The sequence below is a fragment of the Sphingomonas sp. Leaf22 genome (assembly GCF_001421715.1).
GTDB lineage: Bacteria > Pseudomonadota > Alphaproteobacteria > Sphingomonadales > Sphingomonadaceae > Sphingomonas.
Genome location: NZ_LMKP01000002.1, coordinates 99,195 through 116,780 on the forward strand (window position 1 = coordinate 99,195; position 17,586 = coordinate 116,780).

Annotated in this window: 10 protein-coding genes; 5 read left to right on the forward strand and 5 right to left on the reverse strand. The window is 65.2% G+C overall.

All coding sequences use genetic code 11. The features are described 5' to 3' along the window. Positions 1-27 precede the first annotated feature (27 nt). Genes ASE70_RS02410 through ASE70_RS02430 form a run of 5 tightly spaced genes read left to right on the forward strand, consistent with a single transcriptional unit; the run spans position 28 to position 8,520 of the window. Complete coding sequence (locus ASE70_RS02410; protein ID WP_056400458.1) at positions 28-1,542, forward strand: tryptophan halogenase family protein; 1,515 nt, start codon at positions 28-30, stop codon at positions 1,540-1,542. Continuing rightward, positions 1,539-3,323: an alpha-amylase family glycosyl hydrolase gene (locus ASE70_RS02415; protein WP_056400455.1), complete on the forward strand. Its 1,785-nt coding sequence runs from the start codon at positions 1,539-1,541 to the stop codon at positions 3,321-3,323. The genes ASE70_RS02410 and ASE70_RS02415 overlap by 4 nt, the downstream gene beginning before the upstream one ends. Then, positions 3,323-4,927, forward strand: a complete 1,605-nt coding sequence (locus ASE70_RS02420; RefSeq protein WP_056501065.1) for an alpha-glucosidase family protein — start codon at positions 3,323-3,325, stop codon at positions 4,925-4,927. The genes ASE70_RS02415 and ASE70_RS02420 overlap by 1 nt, the downstream gene beginning before the upstream one ends. A 17-nt stretch (positions 4,928-4,944) precedes the next feature. Continuing rightward, positions 4,945-6,987, forward strand: a complete 2,043-nt coding sequence (locus tag ASE70_RS02425; protein ID WP_156355919.1) for a glycoside hydrolase family 97 protein — start codon at positions 4,945-4,947, stop codon at positions 6,985-6,987. 27 nt (positions 6,988-7,014) lie between these two features. Next, a complete protein-coding gene (locus ASE70_RS02430; protein WP_056501068.1) occupies positions 7,015-8,520 on the forward strand; it encodes an MFS transporter in 1,506 nt (501 codons plus the stop codon). Here the strand turns inward: ASE70_RS02430 and glgX are convergent. Genes glgX through ASE70_RS02455 form a run of 5 tightly spaced genes read right to left on the reverse strand, consistent with a single transcriptional unit; the run spans position 8,507 to position 17,580 of the window. Next, positions 8,507-10,276, reverse strand: coding sequence for a glycogen debranching protein GlgX (gene glgX, locus ASE70_RS02435; RefSeq protein ID WP_056501071.1), 1,770 nt, complete (start codon positions 10,274-10,276; stop codon positions 8,507-8,509). The genes ASE70_RS02430 and glgX overlap by 14 nt on opposite strands. Further along, positions 10,273-11,688 carry a glycogen synthase GlgA gene (gene glgA, locus ASE70_RS02440; RefSeq protein WP_056501073.1) on the reverse strand — a complete coding sequence of 472 codons (1,416 nt, stop codon included), beginning with the start codon at positions 11,686-11,688 and terminating at the stop codon, positions 10,273-10,275. Before glgA ends, glgX begins: the two co-directional genes overlap by 4 nt. A gap of 41 nt (positions 11,689-11,729) precedes the next feature. Beyond that, positions 11,730-12,989, reverse strand: coding sequence for a glucose-1-phosphate adenylyltransferase (glgC, locus tag ASE70_RS02445; protein WP_082450553.1), 1,260 nt, complete (start codon positions 12,987-12,989; stop codon positions 11,730-11,732). Between the two features lie 14 nt (positions 12,990-13,003). Beyond that, positions 13,004-15,154, reverse strand: a complete 2,151-nt coding sequence (gene glgB, locus ASE70_RS02450) for a 1,4-alpha-glucan branching protein GlgB (RefSeq protein WP_056501081.1) — start codon at positions 15,152-15,154, stop codon at positions 13,004-13,006. Further along, positions 15,151-17,580 (reverse strand): glycogen/starch/alpha-glucan phosphorylase, encoded by a 2,430-nt coding sequence (locus tag ASE70_RS02455; RefSeq protein ID WP_056501086.1) that lies wholly within the window; start codon positions 17,578-17,580, stop codon positions 15,151-15,153. The genes glgB and ASE70_RS02455 overlap by 4 nt, the downstream gene beginning before the upstream one ends. Between the last annotated feature and the right edge of the window lie 6 nt (positions 17,581-17,586).

The window sequence follows — 17,586 nt, forward strand, 5'->3', positions numbered from 1 at the left end:
GCGGGGGTGACGTGACGGGAGGCGTTGATGGCGATCGATCAGGTACCCGTCCGCAGCGTGGCGATCGTCGGTGGCGGTTCGGCGGGATGGATGACGGCGGCGGCGCTCGCGCGCTTCCTGCCGGCGGATACGCGGGTGACGCTGATCGAATCCGATGCGATCGGGACGGTCGGGGTGGGCGAGGCGACGATCCCGCAGCTTCGCCTGTTCAATCAGCATTTGGGGATCGACGAGGACGACTTCGTCGCGCGCACCGGGGGCAGTTTCAAACTCGGTATCGAGTTCGCCGGCTGGAATGGCGCGGACAGTCGCTACCTCCACGCGTTCGGCACGATCGGCCGGTCGCTGGGGCTGGTGCCGTTCCACCAGTATTGGCTGGCGGCGGGCGGCGGCGATGCGCCGGAATCGCTATGGTCGCACAGCGCGTGTGCGGCCGCGGCGTCGGCGAACCGGTTCGATCGCGATCCGGGCAATCCGCAGGCACCATCGGGCATCGCGTGGGCCTATCACTTCGATGCGGCGCGCTACGCCGCGTATCTGCGCGAACGCGCCGAGGCGGGCGGGGTCGAACGGGCCGAGGGGCGGGTCGTTGCGGTCGGTCTGAACGACGTCGGGATCGACACCGTCACGCTGGACGACGGACGGACCATCGCGGCCGACTTCTTCGTCGATTGTTCGGGGTTTGCCGCGCTGCTCATCGGGCGGCTGGCCGGCGATCGTTGGGACGACTGGTCGGCGCTGCTGCCGTGCGACCGGGCACTGGCGGTCCCCTGCGCCGCGACACAGCCGGTTACGCCCTATACCCGCGCCACTGCCCGGTCGGCGGGATGGCAGTGGCGCATCCCGTTACAGGCGCGGACCGGGAACGGGCTGGTCTATTCGAGCGCGCATCTGTCCGACGACGAAGCAGCGGCGACGTTGCTCGGCAACCTCGACGGAGCGGCGCTGGCCGATCCCAGGCCGCTGCGCTTCACCACCGGGCGTCGCCATGCGCCGTGGATCGGCAATTGCGTCGCGCTGGGACTGGCGGCGGGGTTTCTGGAGCCGCTCGAATCGACGTCGATCCATCTGGTCCAGTCGGGCATTGCGCGGCTGTTGTCGCTCTGGCCCGCCTCCCGGCCGCGTCCCGCCGATATCGCCGCGTTCAACCGCCAGTCGGAACGCGAATGGCTCGGCGTTCGCGACTTCCTGATCGCGCATTATGCGCTGAACGGTCGTGACGAACCCTTTTGGCAGGAACGCCGTGCGACGCCGCTGCCCGATAGTCTGGCGGAACGCATCGCGCTGTTCCGTGAATCCGGCCGGATCGTTCGCGACGAACACGAATTGTTCGCCGAAGTCGCATGGGTGCAACTATTGGTCGGGCAGGGGGTGCGGGCCGGCGGCTATCATCCGCTCGCCGATGCGTTGCCCGCCGAACGCCGGAGCCAGTTTCTCGACATGAGTTCGAAACATGTCGCCGCCACGGTCGCGCGGATGCCGACCCATGACCAGTTCCTGCGCGCCCACTGCCCGGCGCCCGATGCAAAGGTTGCCGCGTGATCCGATCCCTGCTCCTCGCCCTGACGCTGGGTGCCAGCGCGCTGCCTGCCGCCGCGCAGGATTTCCGCGCCCGTGCGCCCGAGGACGAGGTAATCTATTTCGTGCTGCCCGACCGGTTCGAAAATGGCGACCGCGCCAATGATCGCGGCGGCCTGACCGGCGACCGGATGGTCCATGGCTATGATCCGACCGCCAAGGGCTTCTACCATGGCGGCGACCTGAAGGGGCTGACCGCGCGGCTGCCCTACATCCAGTCGCTCGGCGCGACCGCGATCTGGGTCGGGCCGATCTTCAAAAACAAGCCGGTACAGGGCGGGCCGGGTCAGGAATCGGCGGGTTATCACGGCTATTGGATCACCGACTTCACCCAGGTCGACCCGCATCTCGGCACCAACGCCGATTTCAAGGCGCTGGTCGACGCAGCGCATGCCCGCGGGATGAAGGTCTATATGGACATCATCGCCAACCACACCGCCGACGTGATCCAGTATCGCGAATGTGCCGACAAGAGCGCGTGCGTCTATCGCAGCCGCGCCGACTATCCCTATGCGGCAAAGGGCAAGAACAAGGGGTTCGCCGGCGACGCCGTGCAGACGCCAGAGAATTTCGCGAAGCTGACCGATCCGTCCTTTGCCTACACACCCTATGTGCCCGCACCCGAAAAGGCAGTGAAAGTGCCGGCATGGCTCAACGATCCGATCTATTACCATAATCGCGGCAACACGACCTTCACCAACGAAAGCTCGCAGATGGGCGATTTCGTCGGGCTGGACGACCTGATGACCGAAAACCCGCGCGTCGTCGCCGGCATGATCGACATCTTTGGCGGGTGGATCGACCGGTTCGGCATCGACGGATATCGCATCGATACGGCGCGGCACGTGAACCCCGAATTCTGGGCGGCGTTCGTGCCGGCGATGCTCGACCGTGCCCGGGCAAAGGGTATCCCGAACTTCCATATCTTCGGGGAGGTCGCGATGTCGTCGCTAGACGCCGGCGGGCTGGCGGCGTGGACGAAGACCGGCAAGTTTCCGGCGGTCCTCGACTTCTCGTTCCGCGAAGCGGTGTTGCAGACCGTCGCCGGCAAGAAGGGTACCGACGCCTTCGAAACCGTGTTCGACGGTGACGTGCTATATGCGGGTGGTGAGGCCATGGCGCGGCAATTGCCGACCTTCACCGGCAATCACGATAACGGCCGCTTCGCTTTCTATGTCCGGCAGGCGCGGCCGCAAGCGAGCGATGCCGAAATCCTGTCGCGCGTGATGCTGTCGAACGCGATGCTGCTGACCCTGCGCGGCGTGCCGACCATCTATTCGGGCGACGAACAGGGGTTTGCCGGCGACGGCAACGATCAGGACGCACGCGAGGATATGTTCGCATCGCAAGTCGCGTCGTACAACGACAACAGGTTGCTCGGCACGACCGCCACTACCGCGACCGCGAACTTCACCCCGACCCACCCGCTGTATCGGCAGATCGCCAACCTCGCGAAGCTGCGCACGACCACCCCGGCGCTGACCCGCGGACGGCAGGTACTGCGCGCCCGTGAGGAAACGCCTGGCCTGCTTGCTATCTCGCGCTTCGATCCGGCCAACAACGCCGAAGTCCTGCTGCTGTTCAACACCTCGACCGCGCCGATCACCCGCAACGTGCAGGTCGAAACCGCCTCGACCCGCTTCCGTGCGCTGGCCGGTCGCTGCGGCAGCGTGACCGCACCCGGTGCGATCCGTGTCGACCTTCCCGCCCTTGGCTATGCGGTATGCGCCGCGGAGACCCGATAATGACCGAGACTGCGAACGCCCGTCGCTGGTGGCACGGCGCGACCATCTACCAGATCTATCCGCGCAGTTTCGCGGACAGCAATGGCGACGGTATCGGTGATTTGCCGGGAATTACCGCGCACCTCGATCATGTCGCGTCGCTGGGCGTCGAAGCGATGTGGCTGTCGCCCTTCTTCACCTCGCCGATGAAGGATTTCGGCTATGACGTTGCGAATTATTGCAATGTCGATCCGATCTTCGGCACGCTCGCCGATTTCGACGCGCTGATCGCGCGCGCCCATGCGCTCGGGCTGAAGATCATCATCGACCAAGTCTGGTCACATACCAGCGACGAACATCCGTGGTTCGTCGAGAGCCGGTCGAGCCGTACGAACCCCAAGGCCGACTGGTATGTCTGGGCCGATGCCAAGCCCGACGGTTCGCCGCCCAGCAACTGGCAATCGGTGTTTGGCGGCCCGGCATGGACATGGGATGCGCGGCGCGGCCAATATTATCTGCATAACTTCCTGAAGGAACAGCCGCAACTCCATGGCCACAATGCGGAATTGCAGGAGGCGCTGCTCGACACCGCGCGCTTCTGGCTCGACCGCGGCGTCGACGGCTTCCGGTTGGACGCGATCAACTTCGCGATGCACGACCCCGAACTGCGCGACAATCCGCCGATGCCGAGCAACGGCAAGACCCGGACCCGCCCGTTCGATTTTCAGCGCAAGCTGTATAATCAGGGGCATCCGGACATTCCGGCCTTCCTCGAACGGGTGCGCGCGCTGCTCGACAGCTATGACGGCGACCGCTTCACGGTAGCGGAGATCGGCGGCGACGACGCGACGCGCGAAATGAAGCTGTTCTGCGCAGGGGATACGCGGCTCAACACGGCCTATGGCTTCGACTTTCTCTATGCCCCCGAACTGTCGCCACGCATCCTGCGCGACGCGATCGAGCCATGGGACGACGGCTCGCCATGGCCGAGCTGGGCATTCGAGAACCATGACGCGCCGCGTGCCGTCTCCCGCTGGTTGCCCGCAGGGGCGGACGCCGATGCGTTCGGCCGGATCAAGATGCTGCTGCTCGCCTGCCTGCGCGGCAATATCTTCCTGTACAATGGCGAGGAACTGGGCCTGCCGCAGGTCGAGATCGCGTTCGAGGATCTGCAGGACCCCGAAGCGATCGCCAACTGGCCGCTGACCCTGTCGCGCGACGGGGCGCGGACCCCGATGCCATGGGCTACCGATGCCGACAATCTCGGTTTCGGCGCGGGCAAGCCGTGGCTGCCGGCCGGCGAGGCGCACCGGCCGCTGGCGGTCGACCGGCAGGAGGGCGATGCCCGCTCGTTGCTGAACTTCACCCGCCACGTGCTGCGCCTGCGCAACGCGCATCCGGCGCTGCGGTCGGGCAGCATGACCATCGTCGAGGCGTCGGATGCGATCCTCGCCTTCGAGCGTGAACTTGAGGGGCAGCGGCTTTTGTGTGTCTTCAATCTGTCGAACGACGAAGCGACGTTCGCAGCGAGCGCTGACTGGCGCGTCATCGAAACCATCGGCGACGTCGACGGCGACCGGTTCGGTCCGTTCGCGGCGCGCGTTGCTATTCGCGACGAAGCATGAGGAATATCGTGTTGAGGATGATGAAACTGGCACTGGCGCTGGGCGGCATGACCGCCATGGCCTCGCCTGCCTTTGCCGAGGTCGTCGCGCGTGCTGCGTCGCCCGACGGCAAGCTGACGATCGCCATCAGTCTCGATAACGAAGGTCGCCCCAGCTATTCGGTCGCGAAGGACGGCAAGGCGGTGCTGAACGACAGCAAGCTCGGCTTCCTGTTCACCGACGCGCCGAAGATCGAGCGCGGGCTGACGCTGGCGGGGACGAAGCGCGACCGCTCGGACTCGACCTGGACGCAGCCGTTCGGCGAGTGGAAGACGATCCGCGACAACCACACCGAACTGACGGTCACGTTCCGCGAGGCTAAGAACCTGAAGCGCGAGATGGCGGTCACCTTCCGCCTGTTCGATGATGGCGTCGGCTTTCGCTATACCCTGCCGAAACAAGTGAACCTGACGACGGTCAACATCGCCGACGAACTGACCCAGTTCGCCTTTGCCGAACCCGGCACCGCATGGTGGAAGCCGGCGTTCGAATGGAATCGTGAGGAGTATCTTTACAACAAGACCCCGCTCGACGCGGTCGGCACCGCCCAGACGGTGATGACAGTGAAGCTTGCCAGCGGGCGTCACGTCGCGATCCACGAAGCGGCGCTGACCGATTATTCGGCGATGAACCTCGCCCGGGCCGAGGGAACGACGTTTCGCGCGGTGCTGACGCCGGGGTCGAACGGTCCCAAGGTGACACGCGCTGCCGGGTTTTCGACACCGTGGCGGACGATTGCCATCGCCGACGATGCCGCCGGGCTGTACGCGGCCAGCCGGATCGGACTGAACCTCAACGAACCCAACGAGCTGGGCGACACGTCGGGCTGGATTCAGCCGGGCAAGTTCGTCGGCGTGTGGTGGAACATGATCAAGGGCGACTGGACCTGGGCGCGGGGGCCCAAGCACGGCGCCACCACCGCGAATGTCCGGCGCTACATCGACTTCGCTGCTGCCAACGGCATTCAGGGATTGCTGGTCGAGGGATGGAATGTCGGCTGGGACGGCGACTGGCTCGGCAATGGCAACGACATGAACTTCAGTGGCCCGACGGAGGACTTCGACGCGGCGGCGCTGGCCGCCTATGCGAAATCGAAAGGTGTACGCCTGATCGGCCATCATGAGACTGGCGGTTCGGTCAGCCATTACGACGCGCAACTCGACACTGCGTTCAAATGGGCGGCCGACCACGGCGAACGCGTGGTCAAGACCGGCTATGTCACCGATGCCGGCCAGATCGAGCGCGTCGATGCCGATGGATCGAAGAACCGCGAATGGCATGAAGGCCAATGGATGGTGAATCATCACCAGCGCGTCCTGAACGCTGCCGCCCGCTACAAGGTATCGATCGACAGCCATGAACCGGTCAAGGACACCGGCTTGCGGCGCACCTATCCCAACTGGCTGAGCCGCGAAGGTGGACGCGGTATGGAGTATAACGCGTGGGAAGGCGGCAAGAACCCGCCCGAGCATGAAGCCAACATGGTCTTCACCCAATTTCTGGGCGGCCCGATGGACTTCACGCCGGGCGTGTTGAGCCTGACCGGCAGCAATGGCAGTGCGATCAAATCGACCATCGCCAAGCAACTGGCATTATATGTCGTGTTGTATTCACCGGTCGTCATGGCGGCCGATACGCCTGAAAATTATGCGCGTTATCCCGCCGCCTTCAAGTTCATCCGCGACGTGCCGACCGACTGGTCCGACACCCGCGTGCTGAACGGCGAGGTCGGCGATTATGCGACGATCGTACGCAAGGCGGCGGGTAGCAACGACTGGTATCTGGGCGCAATCGGCGACGAGGAAGCACGCAACTCGACGGTGACGCTCGATTTCCTCGATGCGGGCAAGACCTATACGGCGGAAATCTATCGCGACGGACCGGGCGCCGATTACCGGACCGACGCCCGCCATTCGATCATCATCGAACAACGGCCGGTGAAGAAGGGCGATACGATGACGATCGCGCTGGCACCCGGCGGTGGCGAAGCGATCCGGTTCGTGGCAGCGAAGCGCAAGTAAAGTTCCTCCCCGGAACGGGGAGGATTTATGACGACTACCAACCGTCCGACGCTCGGCTTCGCCCAGCTCTGGAACATCTCGTTCGGTTTCTTCGGCATCCAGATCGGCTTCGCGCTGCAAAACGCGAATGCCAGTCGCATTTTCCAGTCGCTCGGTACCCCCATCGACCAGTTGGGCCTGATGTGGATCGCGGCCCCGCTGACCGGGCTGCTGGTCCAGCCGTTGATCGGCCATTATTCCGACCGGACGTGGGGACGACTGGGGCGCAGGCGACCCTATTTCCTGATCGGTGCGATCCTGTGTACCTGTGCGCTGTTCTTCATGCCGAACGCGCCGAGCATTCTTGCGGCGGCGATGACGCTGTGGATCCTCGACGCGTCGCTGAACGTGTCGATGGAGCCGTTCCGTGCGTTCGTCGGGGACATGCTGTCCCCTCGCCAGCGCCCGGCGGGCTATGCATTCCAGACATGGTTCATCGGTGCCGGCGCGGTCGTCGCCAGCATCGCGCCCTATGTCTTTGAAAACGTCTTCGGCGTCAGCAACACCGCCCCGGCGGGCGAAGTGCCCGATGCCGTCCGCTATGGCTTCTATTTCGGTGGCGTGATGCTGCTGATCGCGGTGCTGTGGACCGTCCTGACCGTTCGCGAATACAGCCCGGCGGAACTGGCGGCGTTCGGGGAAGAAGCGCAGGAACCCGTCGACCATACCCCGCCCGTCATCCCCCAGCGCGGACCGTCGTGGATCGTCGGCGGCATCGTCGTCGCGCTGCTGATCGCATGGGCCGAACGTAGCGGCGCGTTGGCAAGCGGTCGCGAAGCCTATTTCGTCGCCGCCGGCGTCGCGCTGTATGGCGTAGCGCAGCTGATATCCGGCGCGTTGGTCCGCGCCGGGCGTGGCGACAATGTGTTGAGCCACATCATCGGCGATCTGGCGACCATGCCCGACACGATGCGGCGGCTGGCGCTGGTCCAGTTCTTTACCTGGGGCGCGCTCATCATCATGTGGGTCTATACGACCCCGGTGATCGCGCAGCAGGTATGGGGTACGATCGACCCGACCTCGGACGGGTATAATCAGGCGGGCAGCTGGGTCGGCGTCCTCTTTGCGATCTATTCGGGCGTCGCGGCGGTGGCGGCGTTCGCCTTGCCGGTGCTGGCACGCCGGATCGGCGCGGCGCGGACGCATCTGCTCTGCCTCGCCATCGGTTCGGTGGCTTATATCGGCATCTTCCTGACGCATGACCGGACGGGCATGATCCTGCCGATGATCGGGATCGGCATCGCATGGGCCTCGGTCCTGACCATGCCCTATGTGCTGCTCGCCAACGCCCTGCCGCAGCGCAAGCTGGGGGTATATATGGGCATCTTTAATTTCTTCATCGTCCTGCCGCAGTTGATCGTCGCGACCGTGATGGGCGGGGTCATCAAGACGTGGTTCCCGACCAATCCGGCCTACACCATGCTGGTCGCGGCGACGGTAATGGCGTTGGCGGCGGTGGCGATGCTTCGGGTGCGCGACCCTATCGCAGGGTGACGGATCGTCCGGCGCGGTCGACCCGGATCGACGCGCCGGGCAGCTGAAGTTCGAATCCGGGGCAGTCGGGTGCTTCCCAGTTTGCCGGGGTCATCGGCTGCCCGTCGAGGGTCAGCCATGTCGCCTGATCGGGCACGTGCCGGTCGAACACCGCCGGTCGTGACCGCCGCCAGCGCGCCAGTGCCGCAACATGATCCTCCAGCGCCACGTCGCGCGCCGCCCAATCGACCCAGGTAATCGCATTGTCCTGCGCATAGGCGTTGTTGTTGCCCCGCTGGCTGCGGCCGAATTCGTCGCCTGCGGTCAACTGGATATGGCCGCGCGTCGCGAACAGGGTTGCCAGCAACGCGCGCAGATCGGCGGTACGGGCGGCGATCACGCTCGCATCGTCGGACGGCCCTTCGACCCCGTGATTCCAAGATAGATTGTCGCCATGCCCGTCGCGATTATTCTCGCCATTCGCATGATTGTGGCGATCCACATGCGATACCAGGTCGGCAAGGGTGAAACCGTCATGCGCGGCAAGGAAGTTGACGCTGCGGGTGGGCGATCCGAAAATATCGGCCGACCCCATCAACCGCGTCGCCAAGGTGCCGACGCTGCCGTCGTCGCGCCAGAACCGGCGGACATCGTCACGATAGCGGTCGTTCCATTCGATCCAGTCGGGTGGAAACTGCCCGAGCTGATACCCGCCCGGACCGATATCCCATGGCTCGGCGATCATCACCCGGTCGGCGAGCAGCGGGTCGGCGGCAATGGCGGCGAAGATCGGGGCGTCGCGGTCGAACCCCGGCGACCGCGCGATGACCGGGGCGAGGTCGAAGCGGAATCCGTCGACGCCCAACGCCGCGAAATGCCGCAGCGACGCGAGGATCAGATCGCGAACCCCTGCGTCCCCGGCGTCCAGCGTATTGCCGGTGCCGGTATCGTTGATCAGGCGCCCGTCCGGTGCATGGGCATAACTGCGATCGTCGAGCCCGCGCAGCGACAGGATCGGCCCGTGCACGTCGCTCTCGCCGCTATGGTTGAACACCATGTCGAGGATCACGCCGATATCGGCCGCATGCAGCGCCGCGATCGTGTCGCGCAGTTCGGCGATGCCGCCGGGGGCGGGGCCAGGGTCGACCGCCATGAACGCGACCGGGTTGTACCCCCACGCATTGCTAAGCCTCAGTGGCGGCAGATGCCGTTCGTCGATCCACGCCACGATCGGCATCAGTTCGACCGCGCCGACGCCGATCTTGCGCAGATGGGCGATGACCGACGGATGCGCCAATGCTGCGATCGTCCCGCGCTGTGTGTCCGGCACGTCGGGGTGCAGCATGGTGAAGCCACGCACGTTCAGTTCGTAGATCGGCCGCGCCGGATCGATGCGCGGTGGATCCGACCGGACCGGTTCGAACGGTGCCGGGACGATCGCGCGCGGCACGATCGACGCCGTATCCGCCCCGAACCGCGACAGGGCCGGATCATGAACGAACCGCCGGTCCAGTTCGACGGCATAGGGGTCGACCAACAACTTGGCCGGATCGAACCAGCGCCCCGCCCCGGGTGCCCAGTCGCCATCGGCGCGATAGCCATAATGCTGCCCCGGACCGACACTCGCGACATCGACGACGAACCAGTCGCCGTCGCGCGTCATCGCCACCCGGCGTTCTACGTCGCCGTCGAACAGGCATAGCCACACCGCCGCGGCATCCCGCGCGCGGACGGCAAAGCGGGTTCCGCCGTCGATGGCACTGGCACCGGCGATCACCGGGTCGTCAGTCCGTGATAGAGTTCGGCATAGCGGGCACCGCTGCGCTTCCAGGAAAAGTCGGCGCGCATCCCCTGCTTCTGCATCGCCGTCCACAGATCGCCACGGGCATACAGCGCCATCGTCCGGCGCAGCGCATGGAGCAGCCCGTCCGGCGTCACCGCCGCGAACTGGACCCCGGTCGCAACGCCGGCGGCCACCGCCGCTTCGTTCGCGTCGATGACCGTATCGGCCAATCCGCCGGTCCGCGCCACCACCGGCACGCAGCCATAGGCCAGCCCATATAATTGGGTCAGCCCGCATGGTTCGAAGCGCGACGGGATCAGGATCGCATCGCCGCCCCCCTGCAACAGATGTGAGAGCGCTTCGTCATAGCCGATCCGCACACCGACACGTCCGGCGTGCCGGTTGCGTGCCGCCATGAACGCGCCTTCCAGTGCCGCATCGCCCGATCCGAGCAAGGCCAGACGGCCGCCCATCGCGACCAGCGCGTCGAGGCTGTCGGCGAGCACGTCCATCCCCTTTTGCCAGGTCAGCCGGCTGACGACGATGAAGATCGGACCTTCGCCGCGATCGAGGTCGAACGCCACCTCGACCGCGCGCTTGTTCGTTCGGCGGCGCGACAGGTTGCGCGCGGAATAGCGCGCGGGGAGGGCGGTGTCGTGCTCGGGCGACCACACCGCCGGGTCGATCCCGTTGACGATGCCGCTCACCCGGTCGCGGCGCGCCTCGATCAATCCTTCGAGACCCATGCCGAATTCGCTGCGCCGGATTTCCTCGGCATAGCTCGGCGACACGGTGGTGATCGCATCGGCCGACGCCAGTCCGGCCTTGAGCAGGCCGACGCCGCCATAATATTCGATGCCGTCGAGTGCGAAGGCGGCGTCGGGCAGGGCCAGCCCGGCGAACACGGCGGCGTCGTAGCGACCCTGAAAGGCGATATTGTGGATCGTCAGCACGCTGGGCACGGTCGCACCGTCATAGCGCAGGTAAGCCGGCGCCATCGCCCCCTGCCAGTCATGCGCGTGCAACAGGTCGAACCGCGGCGCGATATCCGCCGCTGCCCGGCCGAGCGCCGCGAAACGCCGCCAATTGTCGCTCCAATCGCGGCCCGTCGTATCGGCATAGGGGCCACCGTCGCGGGCGAACAACTCCGGTGCGTCGAGGACCAGCAGCGGATGGCCGTCGATCTTCCCGTCCAGCAACCGTGCCGGCGGACCGAGCAGATCGTCCCAGCGATGGACCGGCTTCGTCCTGCCCAGATACTTCAGCACCGATGGATAGCCGGGCAGCAACGTCGTCGTCTCGACCCCATGCGGCGCAAGCGCGGCCGGCAGGGCACCGACGACGTCGGCGAGGCCGCCGGTCTTGACCAGCGGATACGCTTCCGAAGCGACCGATAGGACGCGCACCTACGAACTGCCCGGGATGCGCGAAGTCGTCGAACGGGTCATCACGCCTCCAGTCGGTCGATCATCGGCTGGGTAATCAGGCAAATTCCCCGTTCCGTCCGGCGGAAGCGGTGCCCGTCGATCACCGGGTCCTCACCGATCACCAGCCCGTCGGGGATCGTCACGCCGGCATCGACCACGCACCGCGTCAATCGTGCCCCGCGCCCGATCCGTGTCATCGGAAGGATCACCGATTCATCGATGTTGCTGAAACTGTGCGCGCGTACGCCGGTGCTGAGCAGGCTGCGATGGATGCTTGACCCCGACACGATGCAGTCGCCCGATACCAGGCTCGACACGGCGCAACCGCGCCGGCCATCGACATCATGGACGAATTTCGCCGGCGGGGTGATTTCCGAATAGGTCCATAGCGGCCAGCTGCGATCGTACAGGTCGAGTTCGGGTACGACGTCGGTCAGGTCGATATTCGCCTCCCAGTAGGCGTCGACGGTACCCACGTCGCGCCAATAGGCGCGCGGTTCTTCGGGACTGCGCACGCACGATGCGGAGAAACGATGCGCCTGCGCATGGCCGTGCTTGACCAACCACGGGATCAGGTCCTTGCCGAAATCCCGGCTCGAATCCTCGGCATCGGCGTCGCGCCGCAATTCCTCGAACAGCAAGGCGGTGCGGAAGACATAGATGCCGAGGCTGGCGAGCGCGAGGTCGGGCTGTCCGGGGATCGCCGGCGGGTCCTTGGGCTTTTCGACGAAATCGATGATCCGGTCCTGCGCATCGACATGCATCACGCCGAAGCCGACTGCCTCCATCCGCGGCACTTCCATACACGCCACCGTCACGTCGGCACCGGTGTCGACATGCTGTTGCAGCATGAGTTCATAATCCATCTTGTAGATATGATCACCCGCAAGGATGACCATATACTCCGGATTATAGCTCTGGATGATGTCGATATTCTGGAACACCGCATCGGCGGTGCCCTCATACCATTGAAACTCGCTGATCCGCTGGCTGGCCGGCAGGATGTCGAAGCTTTCGTTGCGTTCGGGCCGCAGGAAGTTCCAGCCGCGCTGCAAATGCCGGATCAGGCTGTGCGCCTTGTACTGCGTCGCCACGCCGATGCGGCGAATGCCCGAATTGATCGCGTTCGACAGCGCAAAATCGATGATCCGGCTTTTCCCGCCGAAATAGACGGCGGGCTTGGCGCGGGTGTCGGTCATCTCGAACAACCGGCTGCCGCGTCCGCCCGCCAGAACATAGGCCATCGCGTCGCGCGCCAATGGTTGTCCCCGACGTTCCATGTACCTCTCCCAGATTATTTTTCGTTTTCGAACCAAAGTGTCGCCAGCGGGGGCAGGGTCAGTGTCACCGTCCCGTCCGCCGCTTCGACAACGCCCATATTGCCCATGCCGCCGCCGCCATATTCAGCGGCGTCGCTGTTCAGCATCTCCCGCCAGCGCCCGCCCTGCGACACCGGCACGCGATAGCCTTCGCGCGGGATCGGGGTGAGGTTGCTGACGACCAGTACCGTCGCTTCGGCCGGTGCCCGCCGCTCCCAGGCGAATACCGAATTGGCGGCATCGTCGACCACTGCCCAGGCGAACCCGTCGCCTTCGCAATCGCGGGCGTGCAGGGCCGGCGTTTCGCGATACAGCCGGTTCAGGTCGCGGATCAGCGATGCCACGCCACGATGGGCGGGCGCGTCCATCAATTCCCAATCGAGCGCGCGTTCCTCGGACCATTCGCGGCGCTGCGCGAATTCCTGCCCCATGAAGAGCAGCTTCTTGCCGGGATATCCCCACATCAGCGCATAATAGGCGCGCAGATTGGCAAATTTCTGCCAGTCGTCGCCCGCCATCTTGGTCAGCAGCGATCCCTTGCCATGGACCACTTCGTCATGGCTGAGCGGCAGAACGAAATTCTCGCTGAACGCGTAGGTCAGCCCGAAGGTGATCTCATTATGGTGGTGCGAACGATGCACCGGCTCGCGCGCCATATAGGCGAGCGTATCGTGCATGAAGCCCATATTCCATTTGAACCCGAAGCCCAGACCGCCTTCATGCGCCGGCTTCGACACGCCGGGCCATGACGTCGATTCCTCGGCAACGGTGAAGAAGCCGGGATGGTCGCGATAGACCGCACGGTTGGTGGCGCGCAGAAACTCGACCGCCTCCCAATTCTCGCGGCCGCCGGCGTCGTTGGGGATCCATTCGCCGTCTTTCCGCGAATAGTCGCGGTACAGCATCGACGCGACCGCATCCACGCGCAGCCCGTCGACATGATAGCGCTCGGCCCAGAACAGCGCATTGTTCACCAGGAATTGCGAGACTTCGCGGCGACCGAAATTATAGATGGCCGTGTTCCAGTCGGGATGAAATCCCAGCCGAGGATCGTCATGCTCGTACAGCGCGGTACCGTCGAACCGCGCCAATCCATGCGCATCGGTCGGGAAATGCGCCGGTACCCAGTCGAGCAGCACGCCGATACCGGCCTTGTGTGCGCCATCGACGAAGCGCGCGAACCCCGCTGCATCGCCGAACCGCGCCGACGGGGCATAGAGACCGGTCGTCTGATAGCCCCACGACGGGTCGTAGGGATGTTCGCTGATCGGCAGGAATTCGATATGGGTAAAGCCCATCTCGACCACATAGGGGATCAGTCGATCGGCCAGCTGATCCCATGGCAGGAACCAGCCATCGTCGTCGCGCTGCCAGCTGCCGGCATGGACTTCGTAGATCGAGATCGGCACGCGGCGCGGATCGACCGATGCCCAATGTGCACGGTGCGCGCCGTCGCGCCAGTCGTGATCGAGCGGTGCTGCCGTCAGCGATGCCGTCGCCGGGCGCAGTTCGCTGGCAAAGGCGAAGGGATCGGCCTTGTGCGGCAACCGCTGACCGTCCGCGCCGATGATCGCGAATTTATAGGCCTGCCCCGGCCCCACATCGGGGAGGAAGATTTCCCAGACGCCGACATCGCTTCGCCGCCGCATCGGATGGCGCTTGGCATCCCAATGATTCCAGTCGCCGACCACGCTGACGACCTGCGCGTTCGGGGCCCAGACCGCGAAGTGCATGCCGTCGGCGCCTTCATGGCGGATCGGATGCGCGCCGAGCTTGTCGTGCAGCCGCAGGTGCGTACCTTCGGCGATCAGGAAATCGTCGGTCGGCCCCAGCACCGGCCCGAACGAATAAGGGTCCTTGACCCACCATTCACCGGCACCGCCGCGCGCATAATAGAGCATCGGCTGGGGCGGGCCGTCGATCGTCCCCTCGACGATGCCGTCGCCGACCGGCCGCAATTCGCCGAGCAACTTGCCCGACAGGTCGTGCGCCAGCACCTTCTGCGCATTCGGCAACCATGCGCGTACGAACGTGCCCTCCGGCCCGGCGTGCGGCCCCAGCAGCGCGAAAGGATCGGCATGACGCCCCGCGAGCAGCGCTGCGACGGCGTCGGCCGGCGGCCTCACATCACGTTCCAGATATCACGCGCATATTCGCTGATCGTTCGGTCGGACGAGAACCAGCCGACCCCGCCGACATTGCGGATCGCGCTGGCGTTCCACCCGGCCCGGTTCGCCCAGCGCGCGTCGACGTCGCGCTGGGCATGCGCATAGCTGTCGAAATCGGCGCAGCACAGGAACCAGTCACTATTCTCCAGCCCCTCGATCAGGCCGGCATAGCGGCCCGGATCGTCATGGCTGAAGACCCCGCTCTTGATCGCCGACAGCGCCTGCTGCAACTCGCGCGAGGCGGCGATCGCCTCGCGCGGGTCATAGCCATTGGCCCGCTTCTCGGCGACCTGATCGGCGGTCAAGCCGAAGATGATGATATCGTCCGCGCCGACATGGTCGCGAATTTCGACATTGGCCCCGTCCAGCGTGCCGATGGTCAGCGCGCCGTTCAGCGCCAGCTTCATGTTGCCGGTGCCCGACGCTTCCATGCCGGCGGTGCTGATCTGTTCGGACAGGTCGGCGGCAGGCATGATGAGTTCGGCGAGCGAGACATTGTAATTCGGCACGAACGCCACGCGCAGCAGCCCGCGCACCGCCGGATCGGCGTTGACCCGGCGCGCAACGTCATTGGCCAGTTTGATGATGAGCTTGGCGTTATGATAGCTCGACGCCGCCTTGCCCGCGAACAGCTTCACGCGGGGCGTCCAGTCCTTGTCCGGCTGGCTGCGGATCTGGTCGTACAGCGCCACCGTTTCGAGGATATTGAGCAACTGGCGCTTATATTCGTGGATGCGCTTCACCTGCACGTCGAACATCGCGTCGGGATCGAGGCGGACGCCCATCACCTCGCGCAGATGCTGCGACAGCCGCACCTTGTTGGCGCGCTTCACTTGCTCGAACCTTTCGCGGAACGCTGCATCGGCGGCGAAGGGTTTCAGGTCGGCCAGCCTGGTCGCATCGTCGAGGAAGGCGTCGCCGATCGCCTCCTGGATCAGCGCCGTCTGCCCCGGATTGCTTTCGAACAGCCAGCGGCGCGGGGTGATGCCGTTGGTCTTGTTGTTGATCCGGTCGGGATACAGGCGGTGCAGGTCGGCGAACACCGTCTGCTTCATCAGGTCGGTGTGCAGCGCGGCGACGCCGTTGACGCTATGGCTGCCGGTAAAGGCGAGGTTGGCCATTCGCACCCGCCGTTCGCCGCCTTCGTCGATCAGGCTGATCGCGGAGATCGCACGGTCGTCCTGCCCCTGCGTCCGCGCCTCGCGAAGCACCTTCGCATTGATCGCATAGACGATCTGCATGTGCCTCGGCAGCAGCCGTTCGAACAGCGGGAGCGGCCAGCTTTCGAGCGCCTCGGGCAGCAGCGTGTGGTTGGTATAGCCGAACGTCGCCTTGGTAATCTCCCACGCGCCGTCGAAATCGAGCGCATGATCGTCGATCAGGATGCGCATCAACTCGGCGACCGACACCGCCGGATGGGTGTCGTTCAGCTGGATCGCCGCCTTGTCCGGCAGGGTGCGGATGTCGCCGAAATACTGGACGTGGCGACGGACGATGTCCTGGATCGATGCCGAGGAGAAGAAATATTCCTGCCGCAGCCGCAATTCCTGTCCGGCCGGGGTCGAATCCGCCGGATACAGGACGCGGACCAGCGTATCGGCCCGCACCGAAGCGGCCAGCGCGCCTTCGTGATCGCCGGCGTTGAACCGGTCGAGCCGGATCGGATCGCGCGCCCGCGCGGTCCACAGCCGCAACGTGTTGACCCGCGCCCCGCGCCAGCCGATCACCGGGGTGTCGACCGCCACCGCCTCGACGCTCTCGCTCGGCATCCAGTGAATGTCGCCATTCTCGTCGCCGACGACTTCACCGCCAAAACCGACGCGATAATTGCTCTCGCGCCGTTCGAACTCCCATGGATTGCCGTGACGAAGCCACGTTTCGGGCAGTTCGATCTGCCAGCCATTGTCGATCCGCTGACGGAACATGCCGTTCACATAACGGATGCCATAGCCGTATGCCGGCAGGTCGAGGCTGGCGAGGCTTTCCATGAAGCATGCCGCCAGCCGGCCGAGGCCACCATTGCCGAGGGCGGCATCGGGTTCCTCACCCTCCAGATCGGACAGGTTGACGCCCAGCGACGCCAGCGCCTCGCGCACCTCGTCGGTCCGCGACAGATTGGCGATCGCATCGCGCAGCAACCGCCCGATCAGGAATTCGAGGCTGAGATAATAGACTTTTTTCGCCCCGGCGGCATGGGCTTCCTTGCTCGACGCCATCCAGCGTTCGATGATGTCGTTGCGCACGGTCAGGATCGTCGCTGCCAGCCAGTCATGCGGCAGCGCGGCCTGCGCATCCTTGCCGATGCGATGGACCAGCGTTTCGAGGATCGCGTCGGCGAGCGGCGGGGACGTAGGGGAAACGGCGGAGAGGGCAGGCTGAGTCACGCAGGT